Genomic DNA, 20,191 nt, shown 5'->3' with positions numbered 1-20,191 from the left:
CGTATTTTGAACTTTCATCATTTTGGAAACAGATAAAGTATAAACATGAAAAAAATAGATATTACCGGAATTGGTATTGGGCCATTCAACTTAGGTTTAGCTGCTCTTTTGTCTCATCATCCCGAAATCAAAAGCGTATTTTTAGAACGCAAACCAGAATTTCGATGGCATGAAGGGTTGCTATTGCAAGGTACGACATTACAAGTTCCTTTCTTTGCCGACTTGGTTACTATGGCCAATCCTTGCCATCCCTTAGGCTATATTAATTATTTACATCAACATGATCGCTTGCATCAGTTTTATTATTACGACAGTTTTTTAATTCCACGCCGTGAATATGACCATTATTGCCGTTGGGCTTCAAAACAATTACCCGATTGTCAATTTGGAGAAAACGTAAGTCATGTTGAATATGACGCCAAGCTCGATAAATTTATTATAGAAAGTGAATCAGCTTCGGGCGAAAAACAAAAATATATAAGCCAAAATCTGGCAATTGGTATTGGAACTAAACCTCGAATTCCTACGTGGCTTGAAACATGCAAACACCCTTTGGTAAAACATTCTGCGGAGTTTGCGAAAATTCAGGAACAACTCAATCAATGTAAACAAGTAACAGTTATTGGCTCAGGCCAGAGTGCAGCAGAATGTGTGCTTGCTTTATTTAATTCACTTACACCAGAACAAGTAAAAGCAGGTGCATCTATTCGTTGGATCACACGTTCTGCCGGCTTTCACCCAATGGAATATTCTAAACTTGGGCAAGAATGTTTTACCCCTGCATATATGCAATATTTCCAAAGCCTGCCTAGAGATAAACGCCGCGATATTGCTGCTAGTCAGGGCCTGATCTATAAAGGGATTAGCTTCTCAACCATTGGCGATATATATGATGTGCTTTATGAGCGTTCAGTGGCTGGTGAAAAAACCGGTTTAAGCCTATACACAAGCTGTGAAGTTGAATCGGTTGAACAACTTGAATCGGGTTCTCTGCGTTTAACCTGTTTGCACACCCAACTCGATCAACGTTGCGAATTAGAAACTGATGCCCTTGTCGCAGCTACAGGCTATGTTCATGATTGGCCTGAATGGTTCCAAAATATGAAAGGTTCTATTTTAGCTGTTGATGATAAAAATGATTGTATTGTTCAAGAAGACTTTACCGCTTTACGTTGTGATCAGGGACAAGGTCGAATTTTCATTCAAAATGCCGAGATTTTTCAGCAAGGTGTAGGTTCTCCAGACTTAGGGATCGGGGCAACCCGAAACTCAGTCATTATTAATCAATTACTGGGGCGTAATGCTTATCGAATTCCTAAACAGTCTTCTTTCCAGCACTATGGTTTACCAAAATAAAAACGCTTAATAAAAAACTGCCAAATCAAATTTGGCAGTTTTTTTATATGTTCTTTTTAGATCAAATTAAAAATCAATTGTGGCAGATAATAAATAAGTACGTGGTGCACCAAGCATTAAATTTGTAAATTGAGGCATTGACCAATATGACTTATTGGTGAGGTTATCAATATTCCCGCGAATAGTGACAGGAAATTGAGCTATTTTCGTATTATAACGTGCGCCAATTCCGTACACTTCACGTCCAGGTACTGAAGTTGAGTTATCATTATAAATATATTGTTTAGACGCAGCTGTCGCATTGGCAGTCAAAGTTAAGCCAGGGATATACGACACATCACCTTCAATACCAAGCTTAGCTTGCACTTTTGGAACACCGGCAACAACATTTCCTAACTCGCTTTCAATTCTGGTTTTTGTAATTTTAGGATCAATATAAGTTAATCCTCCCATTACACGAATACTGTCAACAGGTGAACCATAAAAGCCCCATTCAATTCCGCGATTACGTTGTTCTCCATCAGCGCCATAAATAGATTTGATTTTTTCATCGGTACTTTTAATTACATACGAATTTCTAGATTTGATCTGAAATACACTAAACGTATTGGTGAAGTTACCGCTGTCAATTTTAATTCCGGTTTCCATCTGTTTAGTTTTAAAAGGAGAAAATATTTGCCCCTCATTTTCGTAGTTTTGTCCGGTAGGTACGGTTCCCCCTGAGCTTAATCCTTCAATATAGTTTGCATATAATGAAACATGATCATTTGCTTTTACCAAAATTGCAGCTGCAGGTGTAATAGCGTTTTTATCATAACGACCGTTAATATTTCGGACGCCCTGCCCATTTAAACTTTCGGTGACAATATTTTGATAACGCAGTCCCAAGGTTAATTGGACTTGATCTTGAAGAACCGACATCGTATCGGCTAAACCAACACTTGTTAAATTTTCTTTATTACTAAAAATAGGTGCAATAGGAACGCGATTCGGTTTACTGCCCCAATTCGGATTATAAATATTAGTTACACGATCTCCCTGAGGAAATCCTTGTCTAATACCAGCTTCGTCATCCGTTTCGCGGTAATGTGTTGCATTTAATGCCAGAGCATGTTTTACAGCACCTGTATCAAATTTACCACGTAAACCCACTTCAACAGATTTACGTTCATATTTGAAACCTAAATGTGCAATATTGAATTTTATATCTCCCGCTTCGTTTTGTATTTCAGTTTTAGCAGCACCCAAAGTGTTATATTCTGTTTTACTCATACCCGCCGTTGCATACGCCATCCATTTATCATTTAAGTCATATTCGCCTCGAATCATACCTCCCGTATCACGCGTGTTATAGGCCGTCCACGTTGGATTCAATAAAGTATCGGGGTTTGGCGCTTTGGGTAAATTGACACCTGGTAAAATGGTTAAACCACGATTTATACCGTCAGCATGGTCACGGCTAGTATATAAATCGGCTGAAAGTCGTGCATTGTCGCCTTTCCAATCTAAACCAAGTGAAAATAGATGAGTGGTTTTTTCCTGCTCTTTAATCGGTCCTTCACCATCTCGATATACACTGTTGAACCGCACACCAAACTCTTTGTTTTCACCAAAACGGCGTCCAATATCCAGATGGCCTCCGAATTGTGAATCCGACATATACGTCGTTGTAAAACGAGTTAAGGGATCATCTCCTGCACGTTTCGGAACCAAGTTAACTGTTCCCCCTAAAGTTGAACCTGGAGGCATTCCGTTTAACATTGCTGAAGGGCCTTTTAACACGTCAATACGTTCAAACATTTCCGGTGAAGCGCGGTATAAAGGAGCAATACCATATAATCCGCCCATAGAAGTATCGCGGCCAGCAGCCACAGAACTTGATCTAAATCCACGAATAGCATAACTTTCTGCAATTACGCCGTAAGCGCCAGTTGAAAAAATAGATGGATCCGTTTTTGCAATCACATCAGTGATATCTTTCGCTTGCTGATCTGCAATATATTTTTCTGTATACGCAATGGTATTAAACGGGGTTTCCATAGCGGTTTTATTACCTAAAAAGCCAACTGAGCTTTTTGACGAAACTTGCCCACCTGCATAAGTATCGTCTTGTTCAGCTTTTACGGTAATTGCGGGTAAAGCTGCTACATTTGTTTGAGCATTTTGTTGTTCTAGAGTTTTTGTTGAATTATCAATAACAGCAGCATAGGTATTTGATGCACATAGAACAAATACAGTGCCTAATGCATAGCCTAATCGAAGGGCCATTTGTGCAGATGCAATACCATTTAATACAAAAGAACGTTGATTAATTCTTTGATCATTCCCACTTTTAAAATTACGGTTATCGCTAACGTTGTTCATTGAAAGACCTTTAATGTTGTGATTCATTTTTTATTAACTATCTGCTTAAAATACAAAGCAAAATAGTGAAAATTTATGCTGTAAAATTTGATTAAGTGATGTGCCTAAAAATTTATTGATAGCCTTTTTTCACATCTTCCATCACTATTTTGAGCGAGGTTGGGCTTGCAGCCGTGGTATACCAGGCATCAGCATCGACAAAAATGACACGACCGTTTTTCCACGCTTTGGTTTGACGTAATAATGGATTTTCAACACTGGCGGCATTAATTTTTGAGCGATGTTCCATCACAGCAGTTCGGTCCACGATATAGAGAATATCTGGGTCCGCTTTTTTGATGAATTCACTCGAAATTGGTTGTCCATGTAGACTTGTATCCATCACACCACTTGCAGGCTTTACTCCAAAAGCATTAAAAATAAAGCCATAGCGTGACTGAATACCAAAATTACTAAATGCCCCATTGTTATGAAGAACGACTAACGCTCTTTCTGGGCGATTGGCCGTTACGGCTTGTACTTGCTTCACCTGTTCATCAAGTTCAGAAACTTTCTGGCGGGCTAAATCTTCTTTATTAAATATTTTTCCTAAGGTCATCATATGGTCTTTAACCAGACCAATATGATTACTCTCGCTATTGTTGAAATTAATATCGTAATGAATGGTCGGGGCAATTTTTGACAGTTCCTGATAATGATTAACGTGTAATGGCGTCATCAAAATCAAGTCTGGTTTTAATGCATATATTCTTTCCATGTTGGGCTGCACAATTGCACCCAAATCCTGAATTTGTGTATCTTTTTTATATTTTTCCAAAAAGTGTGGAACATAATCTTTTGGCATTCCCATAATCGGGACATTGAGTTGATCTAGAAAGTCAGCTTCATTCATATCAAGTACGGCAACGCGTTGCGGTAAATGATCTATCACCGTAGTTCCAAGCGCATGTTTCACCGTAATCGGTTCTGCGAGCTTCTGAGAAGCTTGAGTGGTATCTGCAACTTTTTGATCACATGCTTGTAGAGTGACAGCTGCCGCTATGATGAGGGCTACTCCCCCATACTTTTTCTTCCAGTTCATATGTATTCAAGCTCCAGATGAGTTGAAGTAATTACACATACAGCCACGCTCACTGTATGTAATTTCAAAATCAAGCTCGTACAGATCATTTAATTGCGCCTCTGTAATCACTTGTTCGGTTAACCCACTGAAATGAAGCTTGCCGTTCTTCAGCGCGACAATATGATCCGAATAATTCGTGGCAAAATTGATGTCATGAATGACTAAAATCACAGTGCGCCCTTGTTCATCGCATAAGCGCCTGAGTGCGCGCATAATTTGAACGGCATGTTTCATATCAAGGTTATTTAAGGGTTCGTCTAATAAAAGTACGTCTGTTTGCTGTGCGATCGTCATCGCCAAAAAGGCCATTTGCCTTTGGCCACCACTAATTTCATCGATGTAAGATTTGCGCAGCGGCTCTAAAGAAAGAAACTCAATCGCCTCATCAACCACCTGACGATCTTGCTCGGTTAAAACACCACGGCTATAGGGAAAGCGTCCAAATGAAACCAGCTCTTCTACGGTTAAGCGCAAATTAAAGCCGGGTGCTTGACGTAAAGTCGCGACATGCTTGGCGTAAACAGCGGTTTTAATATCCGCAATATTTTGATGATTAAGAAAAATCTCGCCTTTATCTGGCTCAATTAAACGTGCCATCATCATGAGCAAAGTCGATTTTCCAGCTCCATTTGGACCAATGAGTGATGTCACCTGACCTGTAGGAAATTCAACATTTACGTCAGTCAGTACTGGCTTATTTCCATATGACTTATTGATATTCTTGACATGAATCATGCAACACCTCGGGTACGAACCGTCAGCGCAAGGAAATAAATGCCACATACCAGATTGACCAAAATGCTGACGGTCGTTTTGTAATTAAAAACGTGCTCAACTAAAATTTGAGCAGCAATAAATATGGCAATCGTGATGGCACAGCCCATGGGCAGCGTTAATTTATGCTTATAACTTCTTGCTAGTGCATAAGTAATGTTGGCAATGAATACGCCCATAAATACTGTCGGGCCAATGAGACTGGTAGATACCGCAACCAAAATAGCGATTAGAGCTAAATAGAAACTGACATAACGGTGATGATGAATGCCTAATGAAATGGCTTGCTCACGCCCTAAAACCAGAACATCCAAAACAGGGAGTGCTTTTCTACCGAGGAATAGAACAATGACTACGGCTACACTGGCATAAAATAAAGTTTCTGGTTGAGAGCGATTAAACGAAGCATAGCTAAGGCCTTGGAAAACAGAAAATTCACCAGGATTAATTTTGAGTTGAATAAATTGAGTAACCGTCCCGACGACCATCGTAAGGACTAAACCTAAAAGCAACAGGAGAAACACATCATTTCTGCCATATGGCAATAACCACTTATGGATTACCCACGAATAAAGCAGCATTAAAACGATTGAGATAAAGAAATTACCATTTACCCCTAACTGGCTTAATCCATGCGTTCCCCAAAAAAACAACAACAAAACTTGCCATAAGAGATAAATCGCTTCATAGCCCATAATGGAAGGGGTCAAAATACGATTACCGACCAGTGTTTGAAAAACAATCGAGGAAAAAGCAACACAAATACCGGCTATCACAATCGTGGCAAGACGCAGAAGTCGATTAGGAATGACGTAATCAAAATCTAACCCTGAGTTTAAAAATAAAAAACTTATTGCTAGGCAGATGACAATTAGATAAATCGTCCATAGCTTTGTAATACGCATTATCTGAATTCCCTCAAAATGAGGATGAGGAAAATAATTCCCCCCACACCACCTGCGGTAAGTCCAATTGGCACTTCAAATGGGTAAATAATCGAGCGACCAAGAATGTCGCAAACCAGTAATAGTGATGCCCCACCCAAAGCCACAATGGGCAAGGTTTTAGCTAAGTTTTCTCCGTATTTCAGTGCGACCAAATTGGGGACCACGAGCCCGACAAAAGGAATGGCACCAACAGTAATTACTGTGGTTGAAACTGTAATGGCAACCAGTATTAAACCAATGGCGGCTATAGCTGCATAACTAAGTCCCAAGCTAGAAGCCATCTCTTCACCCATACCAATCACGGTAAAGCGGTGTGCAAAAAGATAAGTCAGGACAACTATCGGAAAAATAATGTAAATAACTTCATAGTGGCCTTGGACAATTTTTGAAAAATCTCCTAAAAGCCACCCTTGCATACTTTGTAAAATATTAAAGCGATAGGCATAAAACTCAGCTAAGGCACTCAGTACACTGCCGTACATCAAACCAATAACCGGTACTAAAACCGTATTTCTAAAACGGATCCGGCGGATAATTGCGATATAAATTAAGCTGGCAATAAAACAAAAAATGATCGCAAATATCATTTTACTCAACGTGCTGGTTACCGGAACTAAAGTTAACGACACTAAAATTCCTAGCTTGGCAGCATCTAAACCGCCCGAAGTTTCTGGTTCAACAAACTTGTTACGCACAATATGCTGCAAGATGACACCACATACCGCCAACCCGATACCGGTAAGCACAATAGTGATTAAACGAGGGATACGGCTGGCTGTAAGAGTGAGCCAACTCTCATGAGAAAAAGAAAATAAGTTAGACCACTGTATTGGCTCAGCCCCGAGCAATAACGAGCAAATACATAAAAGGATAAAAATAAAAAATAAGCCGAATCGCATCAGTGGCGTGCCCCACTTGAGCGTAATAAAGCCGATACAAATTGCAAATTTAGTCCCATCCAAACAAAGCGAGAGAAAATTTGTTCAAGATTTGATGGGCTTATTAACCTTTCATGATTGAATATTCTCATGAAAATTCCTCAATTTTATCGAGACAACAGAATCAGTTCCTTTTGAATAGGCACAATCACAGCCCTATTCTGAGGATCGTTTTTTTCATCTTTAAATTATTTTTGCCGAACCAATTTCGAATTAAATAAATATTAATCAATTACTTATTATTTATTTTCTATTTTAAAAATTCGTCCTTCTCAATTGGCATCATCTTCTTGCAAATAATAATCTTGATGTAAATGAGAATCAATTATAGTATGTTTAAAGGTAAAATGTAACCCTACTGTTACATCAGTACAGTTCATGTGGACATCAACTCATTAGAAAAAGGTCAATTTTTGCAAACAAGCAAATCTATAACATTATGAATTATATGAAATTTAATCTAATGTAAAAAATTTGCGAAATAAAAATTGATGAAAATAACCATTTGATAAACCAGGATTCATTTATGTTGGAACAATTTTCCAAATCGCCCTCTCTCCTTTCGGTTACTGATTACGAAGAACATATCTGGATGTTGCAATTACAGCAGCCTGAACAAGTTAATCGACGTTTTAATCTGTGGAAAGTTAATCAAGGTTTAGACATTCAACTGCTGATTAAAGCAATTCAAGACATTATTAAAACTACGCCTGACTTAAATGTCCGTTATACATTTAGTGACGAAGGCGATTTATATAAATATCCATTTGATGATCATTCAGCTTGCCTAGAATTAAAAAAGAGCAATACAGAACAAGTATTTGAGCAGGTAGCTACCTTAAAAGCCCAAGCATGGAATGCAGAATTTCATCCCCCTTTTCTTACAAATCTCATAGAAACTGAACAAGACTATTTTCTTATTTTAGCGCTCCATCCTATTCTTGATGAAAGCTATCAAAAGTCAGATTTCATTCAGGCCATACAAAATAGATATCAACAATATTCACCCAATAATATGCCATTGGTACTGACGGAAATTGATATCTCACATCATCTAGATACAAGTTTCGCAAAAACGCCACAACAACCTAACCAAACTTATGTTTCAGAAATTATTTTAGAAGAGTTCCGAAATACCCTTGCTGAACCAGAAATGAGCCAACATGATGACTTTTTTGATTTTGGCGGCCATTCACTATTAGCAACACGAATTATTGGAAATCTACTCAATAAACATGGAATTGAGATTCAATTTAATGATTTCTTTAAATCTCCATCTGCTGCTGACTTAGCCCAATACGCTTTCGTTAAATCTGCAAAAACTGAAAAATCCACCTTACAAAGTGTCGATAAAGCCCCGCTTACTTTAGCTCAAGATTTCCTGTGGCAAGCTTATTCTGCGTTCGATTTTAGTCCAATTTATAACTTGCCATTTGCCGTAGAATTCCTTGAAGAAATTAATGAAGATATTTTCTTTCAAGCCTTTACTGATATTGTTGAGCGCCATGCAGGTTTACGCACAATTTTTAATAGCGCCAATGGTCAAACCTATCAACAGGTTGTTCCTACGTCTGAACTTAAACACTTCAAATGGTTTTGGAATAGTGCCGAAAGTAAAGATGCAACGCTTGCCAGTGAAGCTTCATATAAATTTGATTTAACCCGTGAACTTCCCTTAAGAATTCGTTTAATTCGAAATGCTAAAGGTCGCCAAACTCTATCGTTTTTAGTTCACCACATGGTGATTGATGAATGGTCTTTAAATACCATTATGGCTGACCTTGCACATGCTTATCTTGCTCGTTCAAATGCTCAAGCACCGAACTGGAAGGCACCTGCCCAGTCTATTCTTGATTTTTCTTTACTCCAGCAAAAGCAAGGGATTAACCAAGGCCATCTAAATTATTGGACTAACCTGCTAACAGGAGCAACCAAAGGTCTAAGTCTCCCTGTTTCAGAAAATGAATTAAATGCTGAAAAGGAAAAACCTCCAGTCCAATGGCTCGAACTTAAATTTGCACCAGAAATGTATGAAAAGCTCCTCGCATTTTCGAGACAACACAGTTCTTCTATTTTCGCGGTTATCTATACTGCTATCGCCAATGCGTTACAGCAACAAGGTAATTTAAAAGATATTGTGATTGGTACTTCTGCTTCTGGACGAACTGATCCTGAGTTTTTTGATACGGTGGGTTACTTTACGACAATGGTGGCGCATCGCACACAGTTTAGTGATTCAGATTCGTTCCAATCATTGCTCCACAATATCAGCACAATGATTAATACCTCGATGGCCTATGCAGATATTCCCATCAACCATATACAAAATGCATTAGGAATGAGCGCCGATGAAGGATTGTTATTTGATGTGTTTATTCATATCCATTCAAATAACGCTTTAAACGGCGCGCTTAAAACACCTCAGGGACAAGACCTTCCTTATCGTCAGATCTTGCCAGAACGTGATGAATCGATGTTCGGATTGCATTTTGAAATTATGGAAAATGTGATTGATGGACAACATCAGTTAAGCATGATCATTACGTATCAAGCCCACCGCTTCCCGACTGCAATAGTGGAAAGTATCTGTGAAAAAATTAAGGCAACCTTAGCTCAAATCTAGTTGCCCTAAAACCAACCATGTGCTTAAAAGCAAACATCTCGACTCTGCTTTTAAGCACATTTCAATTTTTCTATTTTATTTGCTGCTCTACTTTATTCACCACATCCTGAATTGTTTTGCAGCTAATGAGTGTATAAAAATCAATTTCTGTATTGAGCTTTTGAGAAAGTTTCTGAGCAATACTCATGAGTTGTTTTGGACGAATGCCTATCGCTAATATTTCACTTCTATAAAAAATATCCATTCTTTCAGCTTGGCTGTCAGCTATACATTCACGGAAAACCGATAAGACCGAATCTCCCACCCCAGCGACTGATGACAGTGTTTTAGTGGAATTTGTAGCCAACGTAGAAGATACATAAATTTTCCCCTGAGCGATTTCTTGCACAGCTTTACGATCAATTTTTCCATTCCGGGTCAAAGGTATGGTTTCGACGACCAAATATTTCGAAGGAATATGAGAACTTGGCAAATGCACTTTTAAAAAGTTCTTTAATTCGGGGCTATTTAAGCGAGTAGTTTTTTTATTTTCTAGGGTATAAACGGCGACTAACTCTTGAGTTTCAGCCGTTGGATGTACACAACTTACCACCACACAATTATGAATATACGGGTTCTTCGTTAAAGCATTTTCAACCTCGGCCCCAGAGATTCTCACGCCTTTTATCTTTAAATAACCTTCCTCACGCCCAGCAAAAATAACATTTCCATCTTCCCTAAAATATCCTTGATCACTCATGCGAAAAGCAGTTTGAGTTTCATTTTCACTCACTTGAATTTCAACGAAATCTTTATAATAAATTTCCCCATCAAGTAAATAACCATTTGATAAATTCAAACCAGTCATATACATCGTACCGACCTCGCCCATTTGGCAAGGCTTCAGATTTTCATCCAAAATAAAATAATGGTTATTTTCTAAAGCTTTTCCATACGGAATAATTTCCTGATCTTCCTCATTTATTTCATGCCATATACTCCAAATTGTGGTCTCGGTAGGTCCACCTAATGAAAATAAACGAGCGTTAGGCAATTGTTTTCTTAACTTCGAGATGAGTGAAGGTTTGATATAGTCGCCGCCTTGGGCAATTAAACGCAAAGACTGTAGTTGTTCTTTTTGAGCTACACTGAACAGCATATCGACAATAGCAGGCACACTGCTCCAAAGCGTAACCTTGTAACGATCTACTAAATTGGCCCAGGCAACAGCATTTTTACTTTGCTCAAAGGATGGCACCACCAAAGTTGCGCCCACTGCCATTGAAGCAAATACATCAAATACCGACATATCATGATGAAACGGTGTTACCGCCATAATCACATCGTCAGCAGTAATTCCCCATTCCGAGATCGTTTGTTGTAGCGTGTTTTCAGTGGCTTGATTATTTAGGACCACACATTTCGGAGTCCCTGTACTTCCCGAAGTATATAAATAATATGCCGGAAGTCGGTTAATTTCGGCATTAAAGCTCGGTTTATACTCAGTTGTAGCCGATAAAATTTCATTAATATTTAGGTTTTGAACACCAGCAATGGATAAGTCACTTACCACAACATCTGCCCGACTATTCGTCAATAAATAGTTCAGTCTCGACGGCGGAGAATCCATATCTACAGGTAACCAAATGATGCCTGTGAGCGCACATGCCAAAGCGGTATAAATATGCTCAGGACTTTTTCTCAAACAAATTGCAACCACTGACCCTGTCGCCAAATCTTGCTTTTTTAGCGCATACATAACTTTGGCGACCTGAGTCCCTACCTCAGCATAACTAATGCTACGGTCTTCAAAAATAAGTGCTGTTCGATTGGAATTTTGATCAAAAATATTTTCATAAATTTGCTTTAAGAAATTTTCTACGTTGTTATTTTTATCATTCATTTGCCCTAAATTTTGACTCAAATCTTTTAGCATTTATCTTGGTCCTCACCCTATTCTTTATGCAATACCACCCAACCTAATATTCAAAACAAAGTTATAAAAATGTCGTCTTTATCGCTGTTTGTTCGAATAATAGATATCCCAGCACAATAATACAAATGATAATCATTTACAATTAATATTAAGAGAAATATCAATTTTCTCGTTTTAAAAGTCATTTATGAAAAATCATAAATATCAAAACAATAAGATAATTTTTAACCTTAGGTCTAATCGTTTAGAGGTCTATATTTATGAACTAAAAACCACAATTAATAATGATTATTATTTACATTTAGGGCTAACTTAGTTATCGTAATGAATAGAGAGACTACATCTATATCAATTATTACGCTCTATAGTAATCATGAAGCTTGGGTTATATGTATGACAAAAATTGCAGAAAAATCGAAACAAGAATATGGCGAGTTACTAAAAGAAAAAGACCATTTACAAGATATGGAACAGCTTGAGATGACTATCGTCTCGATCCATACGCCGTATCCGTCCATTGTCAGAATTCAAGGAAAAATCAACACATTACAGCCAGAGCTTTGGCAAGCTCCCAATTTGGCAATTCGGTTAATTGTGAGTAATCCGCCAGATGGACAACCCATCTCACGCGTCTATACGGTCCGTTCGTTCAATCCTGTAAACACTCAAATCGAAATTGATTTTGTTAAACATGAAGATTTAAGCCCAGCAATGGAATGGCTTAATTCAGCTCAAGTGGGTACAAAAATCGGGCTTATTGGCCCCCGTCCTCATTTCATTCCCAATTTCATACATAAAAAACATGTGGTCATGTTTGCCGACGATACGGCTGTACCTGCGTTATATTCAATATTGAATGAATGGGAAAATGGCGTAAGTGCTGATATTTTCATTGAGAGTTTTGAAAAAGATATTGCTAGCCAATTACCCCGTCATGACCACGTCAAAATTCATTCGTTCCATAAAGAACATCACACGCCACAAAAAGGTCTTCTTTTAAAAGCAGCATTTGCGCTAAAAACTTATGACAATATTACGATTTGGGCGGCTTGCGAACGCAAAGAAGCCAGAGCTTTACGCCAGTTTTTTCTAGAAGACAAACAGTTTAATAAAAATGACGTGCGTATTGCTGGGTATTGGAGAGATGGCGTATCAAGTTCAGAACTAGACATACTCCGTGCTCAACATTATCAAAAACATATTCAGCAAGGTAAGACCTTGAATGAATATGATGACCTTGATTTAGCGAATTAAGATCAGCAATCATTTGAATAAAACCTGCCTTGTGCAGGTTTTTTTATGAGTCAACATAGATCTATAAATATAAAACTATACGACCATATCAATTATGCAACGACATGTTGCAGTTAACCTATTTTTTAGCCCACATAGAACATTACTATATTTCTCAAGAGATAAATAAAAATTTGGGAGATTAGATCATGAATGCTTATCTACATCGTAGTGAAGATCGAGGTCATGTAAAAGCAGGCTGGTTAGAGTCTTATCACAGCTTTTCATTTGGTAGTTGGTACGACCCTAAATATATGGGTGTAAGCGCTCTACGTGTAATTAATGACGACCAGATTGATGCGCATAATGGTTTTGGTACGCACTCCCATGACAACATGGAAATCTTAACTTGTGTGCTAGATGGTGCAATTTCACATCGCGACACCATGGGAAATGAAGGCCAGATTAAAGCAGGTGAATGGCAACTTATGAGTGCCGGCACAGGTGTTGCCCACAGTGAAATCAACAACACTGATACGCCTGTACATTTACTACAAATCTGGATTATTCCTGATGAAAGAGATGCAGAGCCTAATTACCAGCAAATTAATCTTGACCCACGTAAAGATCCAAACAAATGGCATTTAATTGCAGGACCTGATGCAAATGCACCAATGCATATTCGCCAAAATGCAGAAGTAAAATCTGCAGTATTGGAAAAAGGACATGAGTTAACGGTTGATACGGTTAAAAAAGTGAACTATGTGCATGTGATTTCGGGTGTAGTTCGCATTGGCGATCAAGAAGTTAAAGCAGGTGATGCTTTAGTTTTTGAAGATAAAGCGACAATTCACGCAACTGAAGACAGTCAATTTATCTGGTTCGATTTACCTTAAATCATAAAAAAGCCCTTTGCATAAAAGGGCTTTTTTTAATCTCCCCCGCCACCACCGCCATCACATCCGCCTGAATCTGAAGATGATGATGAACAGTCATTTGAATAACTAGAGCTATGATGATGACTCGGACTATTATCGTGAAAATGATGTGTTGAAGTAGATGAATGATCATGCTCACCAGATGGTGAATAATTTTTTAAATTTCTGAGTAGTGCGATTAAACAAATGAGCCCAATACTAGAAAAAATGACTATGAATATAATAATAAATAACTTCAAATAACGACCTCCTAGATCAAGCTATAGAGATGCTTGTTGTGTTCCCATTTATTATATGAGTCATGTTTAATAAACAAGTTGTTTATTGATAAGTTGAAATATTAGCTATAAAAAATTTTAGAAAAAGACTTTATATATTGCTCGGCCTTCGCCTCATAATTTTGAAAACCCGCATCAAAAACCCATCTTTCAATTTCAGATTTTTTGACTAAATTTTGCAAATGAAGCTGATGATGTCGGTCTAGTTCCTCTTTGAGAGCTTGCAGCATTACTTCATTTAAACCAGAGGGAGGATTCAGACCTGTATCTAAAATACTAGGGGCAAATGCCACACTTTTCAGTTCCAGTTGATGCGTTGTCTTTACAACAGTTTTTATCGCGGTCTTGATTCTCTCTAACGTAAACTCTTCTGGAGCGCCCATTCCTATCAGTAAAACTTTAGAGGCTTGTATGGTCGATGGCGTTTGATTTATTAAAAGAGTATCGTTCAATTTCGCACTGAACCAATTATTTTTCCGTATTTCATTTAACCTTCCATTTAGTGCTTCATCTAAATGTGCTAAACCGCCAGAAAAAGAACGGTTATTCATTTCATGTTCAAAAATACAAGCACAGGAAAGTTCAACCTCAGCCGAGGTGCAGTCCCAAGTCACCAGTTCAATATCTAGATTTTGATAATAGCCAATTTTTGTTTGCTTTAAATCTGTGCCCATATTTTTTCTCTTCTCGATTTACCATCCATATTTAAGTTCAACACCCAGATAATTTGAGTCTTTACCTCCAGCTCTCTTAATCGTGTCTCCGACTTCAAAGTGTACTCCTTCGGCAGCAACAGACAGATTAGAATTTATTTTTTGATCTGCTCTTAGTTGAATATATGCTCCCGTCCAGCTTGAACCTTGTCCTGCTGTGTTCGCCATGCTGTTATTGCCTTGGAAATAAACTGCATCATTGGTGGTTTCACGCCATTGAAAACCTAATGCGGTTAATAGGGTGAGTTTATCGGAAGGCTTAAGTGTAAGAGATGGTTTGATGTGAATGATATTGCTGTAGCCACTATAACCCGCCAAAGTAAAGTATGAGCCATTTGCAAAGAGTTGGTTAAAGGTATTGAGCTCATTATCATTGGCGCTTTTATCGCCTGTGGCTATATCAAACTGGACGCCTAAACGTGGTGACCAAGCTTGTTCAGCAAATGTGTACCCTGTAATGCTACTGAGTCCCCATGCCTGAATAGTTTGTCCACCAATCTTTCCATGTTGCAGCATGCCTTCAACATCCCAATCAATATTATTCTTTTTACCCATATGACGAGCATCATATAAGTCTCGAATCTCATTTCCCTTAACGCTTGTAAAAGATGCGTTATCGCGTTCATAACGTGAGTAATAACCAGATAACTCACCGCCCCATACATTTTGTTTATCTACACGAAAGCCGCTAAAACTTAAATCGCTTTTCGAGTGGTCATTAAAAGTTGAATCTTTTTCAATCTGAACAGGTCTAGTGAGATAACCTAAAACTCTCCAATCGCCATATTCATAACCAGACCAAATGCCATCAAAAGCTTGTCTAACGTTTGGCCCTTCGCGATTCGAAATAAAGCGCTGCAAGTCAAAAGCCATCTCTTGACGCCCAACTCTAAACTTAAAAGTTCCATTATTTAAAGGACTCACCCACGCAATAAAGGCTTGTTCTACATCAAGTCTATTTTGATCGGTACTGCTAATATTCTTTTTATCAAACGCTCGCGCATCACTGAGCTGAGTAAATAATTGTAAATGATCACCTATACGTGCATCGGCATGAACTTGTAATCTTTGAATTAAATAGCGATCGGCTTGATTATTTCCGCTACCAAATCTCGCATTATTATTGACTTCAAAACGCTCGCGAATATTTGCCCCTAGTGATAAATAATTATTATCACCAAAAGGTATATATTTAAAATCATCACCTATTTTCTTTGGCACACATGGATTTTTTAAAACATCCCAATTTTCCTGCCAGCGATTCGTTGAGATTTTTGGACGAGTTGGACATGCATTTGTATTTGAAGCTTCATTTTCCGCATGAGTAACTTCATAAAAAAATAAACTCCCCGTCAGCAATAAACTTATTTTAATTATTTTACGGTAAGTTTCTGAGCACTTAATTCGATATTTTCTATCTTTAGAAATATGCTGGGCCATCTAGTTTTCCACGGTAATCAATAGGTCATTGCAAAGACTTAGTCGTTTACACCCACATTGCCCTTAAGCAATATGAGTGTTGTTTTATCAATCATTAAGGCAATAAATTACTTTGTAGCGGCATGAATTTCAGCAATATAACCACCCGGGAACTGTACCATCGCGGCCTCGCGACCATCTGTTTTATAGGCATTCACCAAGACTGTCGCACCAGATTTTGTCGCTTTATCTAAAGTCTCAGATAAGTTTTTGACTTCATAACCCGTCATATCATGCCCATATGGGTAAGGAAGATGACCATCGGTAACCAACACTGTCATTTTGCCGAAATCAGATTCCACGCGAATACGTCTATAGGTTTCATTTGGGCGTCCAATTTCTACACCAGCCGCTTTAGGATTGTCTGAAACCACTTTACCGTGTGAGAAATTGACGAATTTTTTAACAAAAGAATCCGCACTTTGTTTTGAAATATAAATACGATTTTCTGGCACAGTTTCTAGTTTGTTATAGCTCGGTTTAGTGGTGTGCCAATAAAGTTGCATATTCACGCCACCCGGCCATTGAATGACTGCATCACGCCCGATCGGATCTGGAAATGTCTCAACAATGACATCGGCGCCATTCGCTTTAGCAGACTGCACTGCCGCATCCATATCTTTGACTAAATAGCCTGTTCTTTCCAAGCCAAAAGGATGTGGAACTGGTGTTTTAAAGCCGAATACAGACAATGTTCCTACTGGGGTCAATACAAGTTGGGAAATGGTCTGGCTTGGTGTTGGAGTGACCTGAAAAACGCCTTGTTTAGATTTAGTTCCCCCAAATGTTGCTACTAAGCTATCGGTAAATTTATCGAAGTCTTCGGGGTTAACATACACATGTGTTGTATCGTATTGAGGAGCTACGCCGGGTGCTTCACTTTTTACACTCGTTGTTGTCTTGGCTAAAACCTGAGGAACAATGGCAACATTGGCGCCCACTAGCATTGTGCTTAAAAGCAAAGCTGATAATGATTTACGCATAAAAGACTCCTATTAGAATTAGATGCTGTAGCTTATTGTTTGTTTGGTTGTTAATTAGAAAGAATAGTGACCATCACCAGAGCAGCGATAAGACCGAGGTGTTCGAAAAAACTATTAAACGTACTAAAAAATGCAGGACCTGTATGATTCCAAAAGTCGTTGGCAACTAGCATCGCTATTGCGGTTAAGCAGCCTAAAGCCCCTGCTCCTAACCAGACAAAACGATTAAAAATAACCAAGAGCGAACCCACAATTTCAATCACAATCGCTGCGGCTGCCCAGAGCCAAGCCGGTTGCAAACCAAAACTTGCTTGCTCCTCAATAGCCGCATGAAAACCGATGAACTTATTAATTCCACCAACCAAATAGGCTGAAACTAATGCAACTCGAAGAAGTGGAAGCAATCCATGAATTGATAAAATCTTTTTAACCCATACTGGATTATTATTAATCAAGTCACTCATTTCTTTACCTCATTGATATTCTTTATTTCTAATCATTTATAAAAATCCACCCCAGTATTAATAAAACGATGTATTTAATATAAAACCAGTCTCTTAAAAATAATTTTTTAAAACCAGATAAAATTTTTTAATTTTAAAATACCACCTATATATTTTTATAAACCACCAAGTAATCCAAATAAAAGACAATATATATAAAATCAAAAATAAACGTAAACTACTAGATACCTATTTAAATACAAACTGTATCCTCAAAAGATACAATGATTGATAAGTAAAAGATCATAATATAGTTTAGCGACACGCCAAGTTAGCCTTTCAAAATTTAATGGATAAACTAGACTGTATTTATACTTTCATTAGTGTCGTAGAGAATGGAAATTTTAGTAATGCCTCTAGAAATTTAGGTATTACTCGAGATCAAGTCTCTAAAAGAATTTTTTATCTAGAAAGTTTATTCAGTACATCATTGTTTACGCGTAACACCCGAAAGATGGACCTCACCCGCTCAGGAGAGAAGTTTTATCAGCGTTGTAAAGTTATTGTTAAAGAGTTAGATTTGGCTGCCAATGACTTCATCTATGACCAAAAGTACCCAGAGGGTATATTAAAAGTTAGTGCTCCACATGCTTTTATTCAAACTTGCTTTTCAGATATTATTTCTAATTTCTTAATTCAATATCCTAATATCGAGATTGATTTATTATTTTCCGAAAAAGCACTAGGTATAAATGAACATAAATTTGACATTATTTTAAAAATTGAAGAGGAAGTTAGAGAAGAAAATATTTTTATTCTAAATAGCTATAAAAGAAACTTCTATGCAACAGCTGCCTTTTTAAAAAAATATGGAAAACCTAAAAGTATAGAAGAATTAAGAAAACATAATATATTTTTATATTCAAGAACAGACTTAGAAAATAAAATCATTAATTCGACGCCTCAACTAATCTGCAATAATATAGAAATACTTTTGGATCTATGTAAGAAAAATAAAGGTATTTTATATATTCCGGATTTTTTGGCTAAAAAATATGAAGATGAGGGAGTGATAATTAATTGCTCTCAAGACATTTTTTCTACAAAACTTCATTTTTATGCAACCACGCCCTATGGATCAAAAATTCCAAAAAAGGTTCAGCTTTTCTTAAACACGTTAAAACAACATTTTCAGTCTATTACTGAAGCTTTATAGCTTAGAACTTTTCGATCTCATAGAGCTATTGGTTTTCATTAGCTAAAAACCAACCCCGCCAAAAAACAATCCAGCACCTTTTCCCGTTCAATTGCCGCCTCCGAGCTTAAAAGCTGAATGATTGCGCCTTCGATAATATATAAAAATAATTTGGCATCCTGAAAAGTCGCATCATTTTTAAATGTTCTAAGCTGGCTATAAATTTCATTGATGAGCCACGTTCTATACCTCACTGCGGTGATATAGGCTTTTGGGTAGCTGAGTTTCGTTTCAAAAATTGCTTTAAATATCAAATAGTACGGCCCTTCTACATCGCTATGTAAGAAATAAATTTTCTTAAGTTTATCCTTCACGTTTGTACTTTGATCGTACCCAACAATTGAGACTACTTTTTCTTTTAAGCGTTCTTTTTGCACGATCAAACAGATTTCAATAAATCGCTCTTTAGAGTGAAAGTAGTTATAAAAAGTTGCTTTTGGAGTGTGAGACTCTTTCACGATTCGGTCGATGCCCACGGTATGAAATCCGTGATGATGAAACAAATGAATCGATGTATTAATAATTTGGATCGCACGTGTTGAGAGAACTAAATTTGGCATATTTTTTACCGTTATAAATTCTTGTTGTTTCTAAACTAGATACTTTTTTGGGAGAAAAATGGCATAGCAAAGCCGTAAGACTGTGCTTGGCACATCTCAAGTTTTATTGTTAATGCAAGTTTTTTTGAGCCGTAATGACTTAAAGCCTGAAAACCCTAAAGGGCATCAAGCTGCTTTAAATTTTTAAGTTGTGTCGTTATAGCTTTTGGCAGTCGCTGCCAAGAAATTAAGAATGTGCAAAGCCAACTCCTTTTTATTGGGAGTTCTGC

Annotated in this window: 17 protein-coding genes; 5 read left to right on the top strand and 12 right to left on the bottom strand. The window is 37.7% G+C overall.

The window, feature by feature from the left end; genetic code table 11:
* Positions 1 to 45 precede the first annotated feature (45 nt).
* On the top strand, positions 46 to 1,356 hold the full coding sequence (basC, locus tag ACTJJG_RS15100; protein ID WP_069119424.1) for a putative histamine N-monooxygenase: 1,311 nt from the start codon (positions 46 to 48) through the stop codon (positions 1,354 to 1,356).
* 66 nt (positions 1,357 to 1,422) lie between these two features.
* Here basC and ACTJJG_RS15095 read toward each other — a convergent pair whose 3' ends face one another.
* The 5 genes from ACTJJG_RS15095 to bauD all read right to left on the bottom strand — a co-directional run bounded on the left by ACTJJG_RS15095 (position 1,423) and on the right by bauD (position 7,463).
* The gene (locus tag ACTJJG_RS15095; RefSeq protein WP_372552667.1) at positions 1,423 to 3,747 is read right to left on the bottom strand and encodes a TonB-dependent receptor; all 2,325 of its coding nucleotides are present in this window, start codon (positions 3,745 to 3,747) and stop codon (positions 1,423 to 1,425) included.
* 85 nt (positions 3,748 to 3,832) lie between these two features.
* On the bottom strand, positions 3,833 to 4,801 hold the full coding sequence (bauB, locus tag ACTJJG_RS15090) for a siderophore-binding periplasmic lipoprotein BauB (protein ID WP_372552666.1): 969 nt from the start codon (positions 4,799 to 4,801) through the stop codon (positions 3,833 to 3,835).
* 6 nt (positions 4,802 to 4,807) lie between these two features.
* Entirely contained in the window at positions 4,808 to 5,578 is a 771-nt protein-coding gene (gene bauE / locus ACTJJG_RS15085; protein ID WP_032004524.1) for a ferric acinetobactin ABC transporter ATP-binding protein BauE, read from the bottom strand.
* Entirely contained in the window at positions 5,575 to 6,522 is a 948-nt protein-coding gene (gene bauC, locus ACTJJG_RS15080; RefSeq protein ID WP_002118596.1) for a ferric acinetobactin ABC transporter permease subunit BauC, read from the bottom strand. The genes bauE and bauC overlap by 4 nt, the downstream gene beginning before the upstream one ends.
* On the bottom strand, positions 6,522 to 7,463 hold the full coding sequence (gene bauD, locus ACTJJG_RS15075; RefSeq protein WP_032063046.1) for a ferric acinetobactin ABC transporter permease subunit BauD: 942 nt from the start codon (positions 7,461 to 7,463) through the stop codon (positions 6,522 to 6,524). Before bauD ends, bauC begins: the two co-directional genes overlap by 1 nt.
* A 631-nt stretch (positions 7,464 to 8,094) precedes the next feature.
* On the opposite strand from bauD, the gene basB reads away from it, so the two are divergent.
* Positions 8,095 to 10,125: an acinetobactin non-ribosomal peptide synthetase subunit BasB gene (basB, locus tag ACTJJG_RS15070; protein ID WP_081318499.1), complete on the top strand. Its 2,031-nt coding sequence runs from the start codon at positions 8,095 to 8,097 to the stop codon at positions 10,123 to 10,125.
* Between the two features lie 70 nt (positions 10,126 to 10,195).
* Here basB and ACTJJG_RS15065 read toward each other — a convergent pair whose 3' ends face one another.
* Entirely contained in the window at positions 10,196 to 12,040 is a 1,845-nt protein-coding gene (locus tag ACTJJG_RS15065) for an AMP-binding protein (RefSeq protein ID WP_372552665.1), read from the bottom strand.
* A 393-nt stretch (positions 12,041 to 12,433) separates the two neighbouring features.
* Here ACTJJG_RS15065 and ACTJJG_RS15060 point away from each other — a divergent pair, with 393 nt between their 5' ends.
* Together ACTJJG_RS15060 and ACTJJG_RS15055 are read left to right on the top strand one after the other, a co-directional pair.
* The gene (locus tag ACTJJG_RS15060; RefSeq protein ID WP_032055323.1) at positions 12,434 to 13,294 is read left to right on the top strand and encodes a siderophore-interacting protein; all 861 of its coding nucleotides are present in this window, start codon (positions 12,434 to 12,436) and stop codon (positions 13,292 to 13,294) included.
* Positions 13,295 to 13,482: 188 nt separating this feature from the next.
* Positions 13,483 to 14,169, top strand: coding sequence for a pirin family protein (locus ACTJJG_RS15055; protein ID WP_005068005.1), 687 nt, complete (start codon positions 13,483 to 13,485; stop codon positions 14,167 to 14,169).
* Between the two features lie 35 nt (positions 14,170 to 14,204).
* Here ACTJJG_RS15055 and ACTJJG_RS15050 read toward each other — a convergent pair whose 3' ends face one another.
* The 5 genes from ACTJJG_RS15050 to ACTJJG_RS15030 form a co-directional block, all read right to left on the bottom strand.
* A complete protein-coding gene (locus tag ACTJJG_RS15050; protein WP_080776951.1) occupies positions 14,205 to 14,450 on the bottom strand; it encodes a hypothetical protein in 246 nt (81 codons plus the stop codon).
* A gap of 101 nt (positions 14,451 to 14,551) precedes the next feature.
* The gene (locus ACTJJG_RS15045) at positions 14,552 to 15,163 is read right to left on the bottom strand and encodes a M17 family peptidase N-terminal domain-containing protein (RefSeq protein ID WP_032063049.1); all 612 of its coding nucleotides are present in this window, start codon (positions 15,161 to 15,163) and stop codon (positions 14,552 to 14,554) included.
* Positions 15,164 to 15,181: 18 nt separating this feature from the next.
* Complete coding sequence (locus ACTJJG_RS15040) at positions 15,182 to 16,642, bottom strand: alginate export family protein (RefSeq protein ID WP_032063050.1); 1,461 nt, start codon at positions 16,640 to 16,642, stop codon at positions 15,182 to 15,184.
* Positions 16,643 to 16,749: 107 nt separating this feature from the next.
* Positions 16,750 to 17,664, bottom strand: coding sequence for a hypothetical protein (locus ACTJJG_RS15035; RefSeq protein WP_032055314.1), 915 nt, complete (start codon positions 17,662 to 17,664; stop codon positions 16,750 to 16,752).
* Positions 17,665 to 17,714: 50 nt separating this feature from the next.
* Complete coding sequence (locus tag ACTJJG_RS15030) at positions 17,715 to 18,128, bottom strand: DoxX family protein (RefSeq protein ID WP_069119415.1); 414 nt, start codon at positions 18,126 to 18,128, stop codon at positions 17,715 to 17,717.
* A gap of 328 nt (positions 18,129 to 18,456) precedes the next feature.
* On the opposite strand from ACTJJG_RS15030, the gene ACTJJG_RS15025 reads away from it, so the two are divergent.
* Positions 18,457 to 19,323, top strand: coding sequence for a LysR family transcriptional regulator (locus ACTJJG_RS15025; RefSeq protein WP_032055310.1), 867 nt, complete (start codon positions 18,457 to 18,459; stop codon positions 19,321 to 19,323).
* Positions 19,324 to 19,361: 38 nt separating this feature from the next.
* Here ACTJJG_RS15025 and ACTJJG_RS15020 read toward each other — a convergent pair whose 3' ends face one another.
* A complete protein-coding gene (locus tag ACTJJG_RS15020) occupies positions 19,362 to 19,922 on the bottom strand; it encodes a TetR/AcrR family transcriptional regulator (protein WP_372552664.1) in 561 nt (186 codons plus the stop codon).
* Between the last annotated feature and the right edge of the window lie 269 nt (positions 19,923 to 20,191).

Source organism: Acinetobacter sp. 22512, assembly GCF_052044755.1.
GTDB lineage: Bacteria > Pseudomonadota > Gammaproteobacteria > Pseudomonadales > Moraxellaceae > Acinetobacter > Acinetobacter pittii.
The sequence above is the reverse complement of the archived record's forward strand: the minus strand, read 5'-3'. Positions and strand labels throughout refer to the sequence as shown.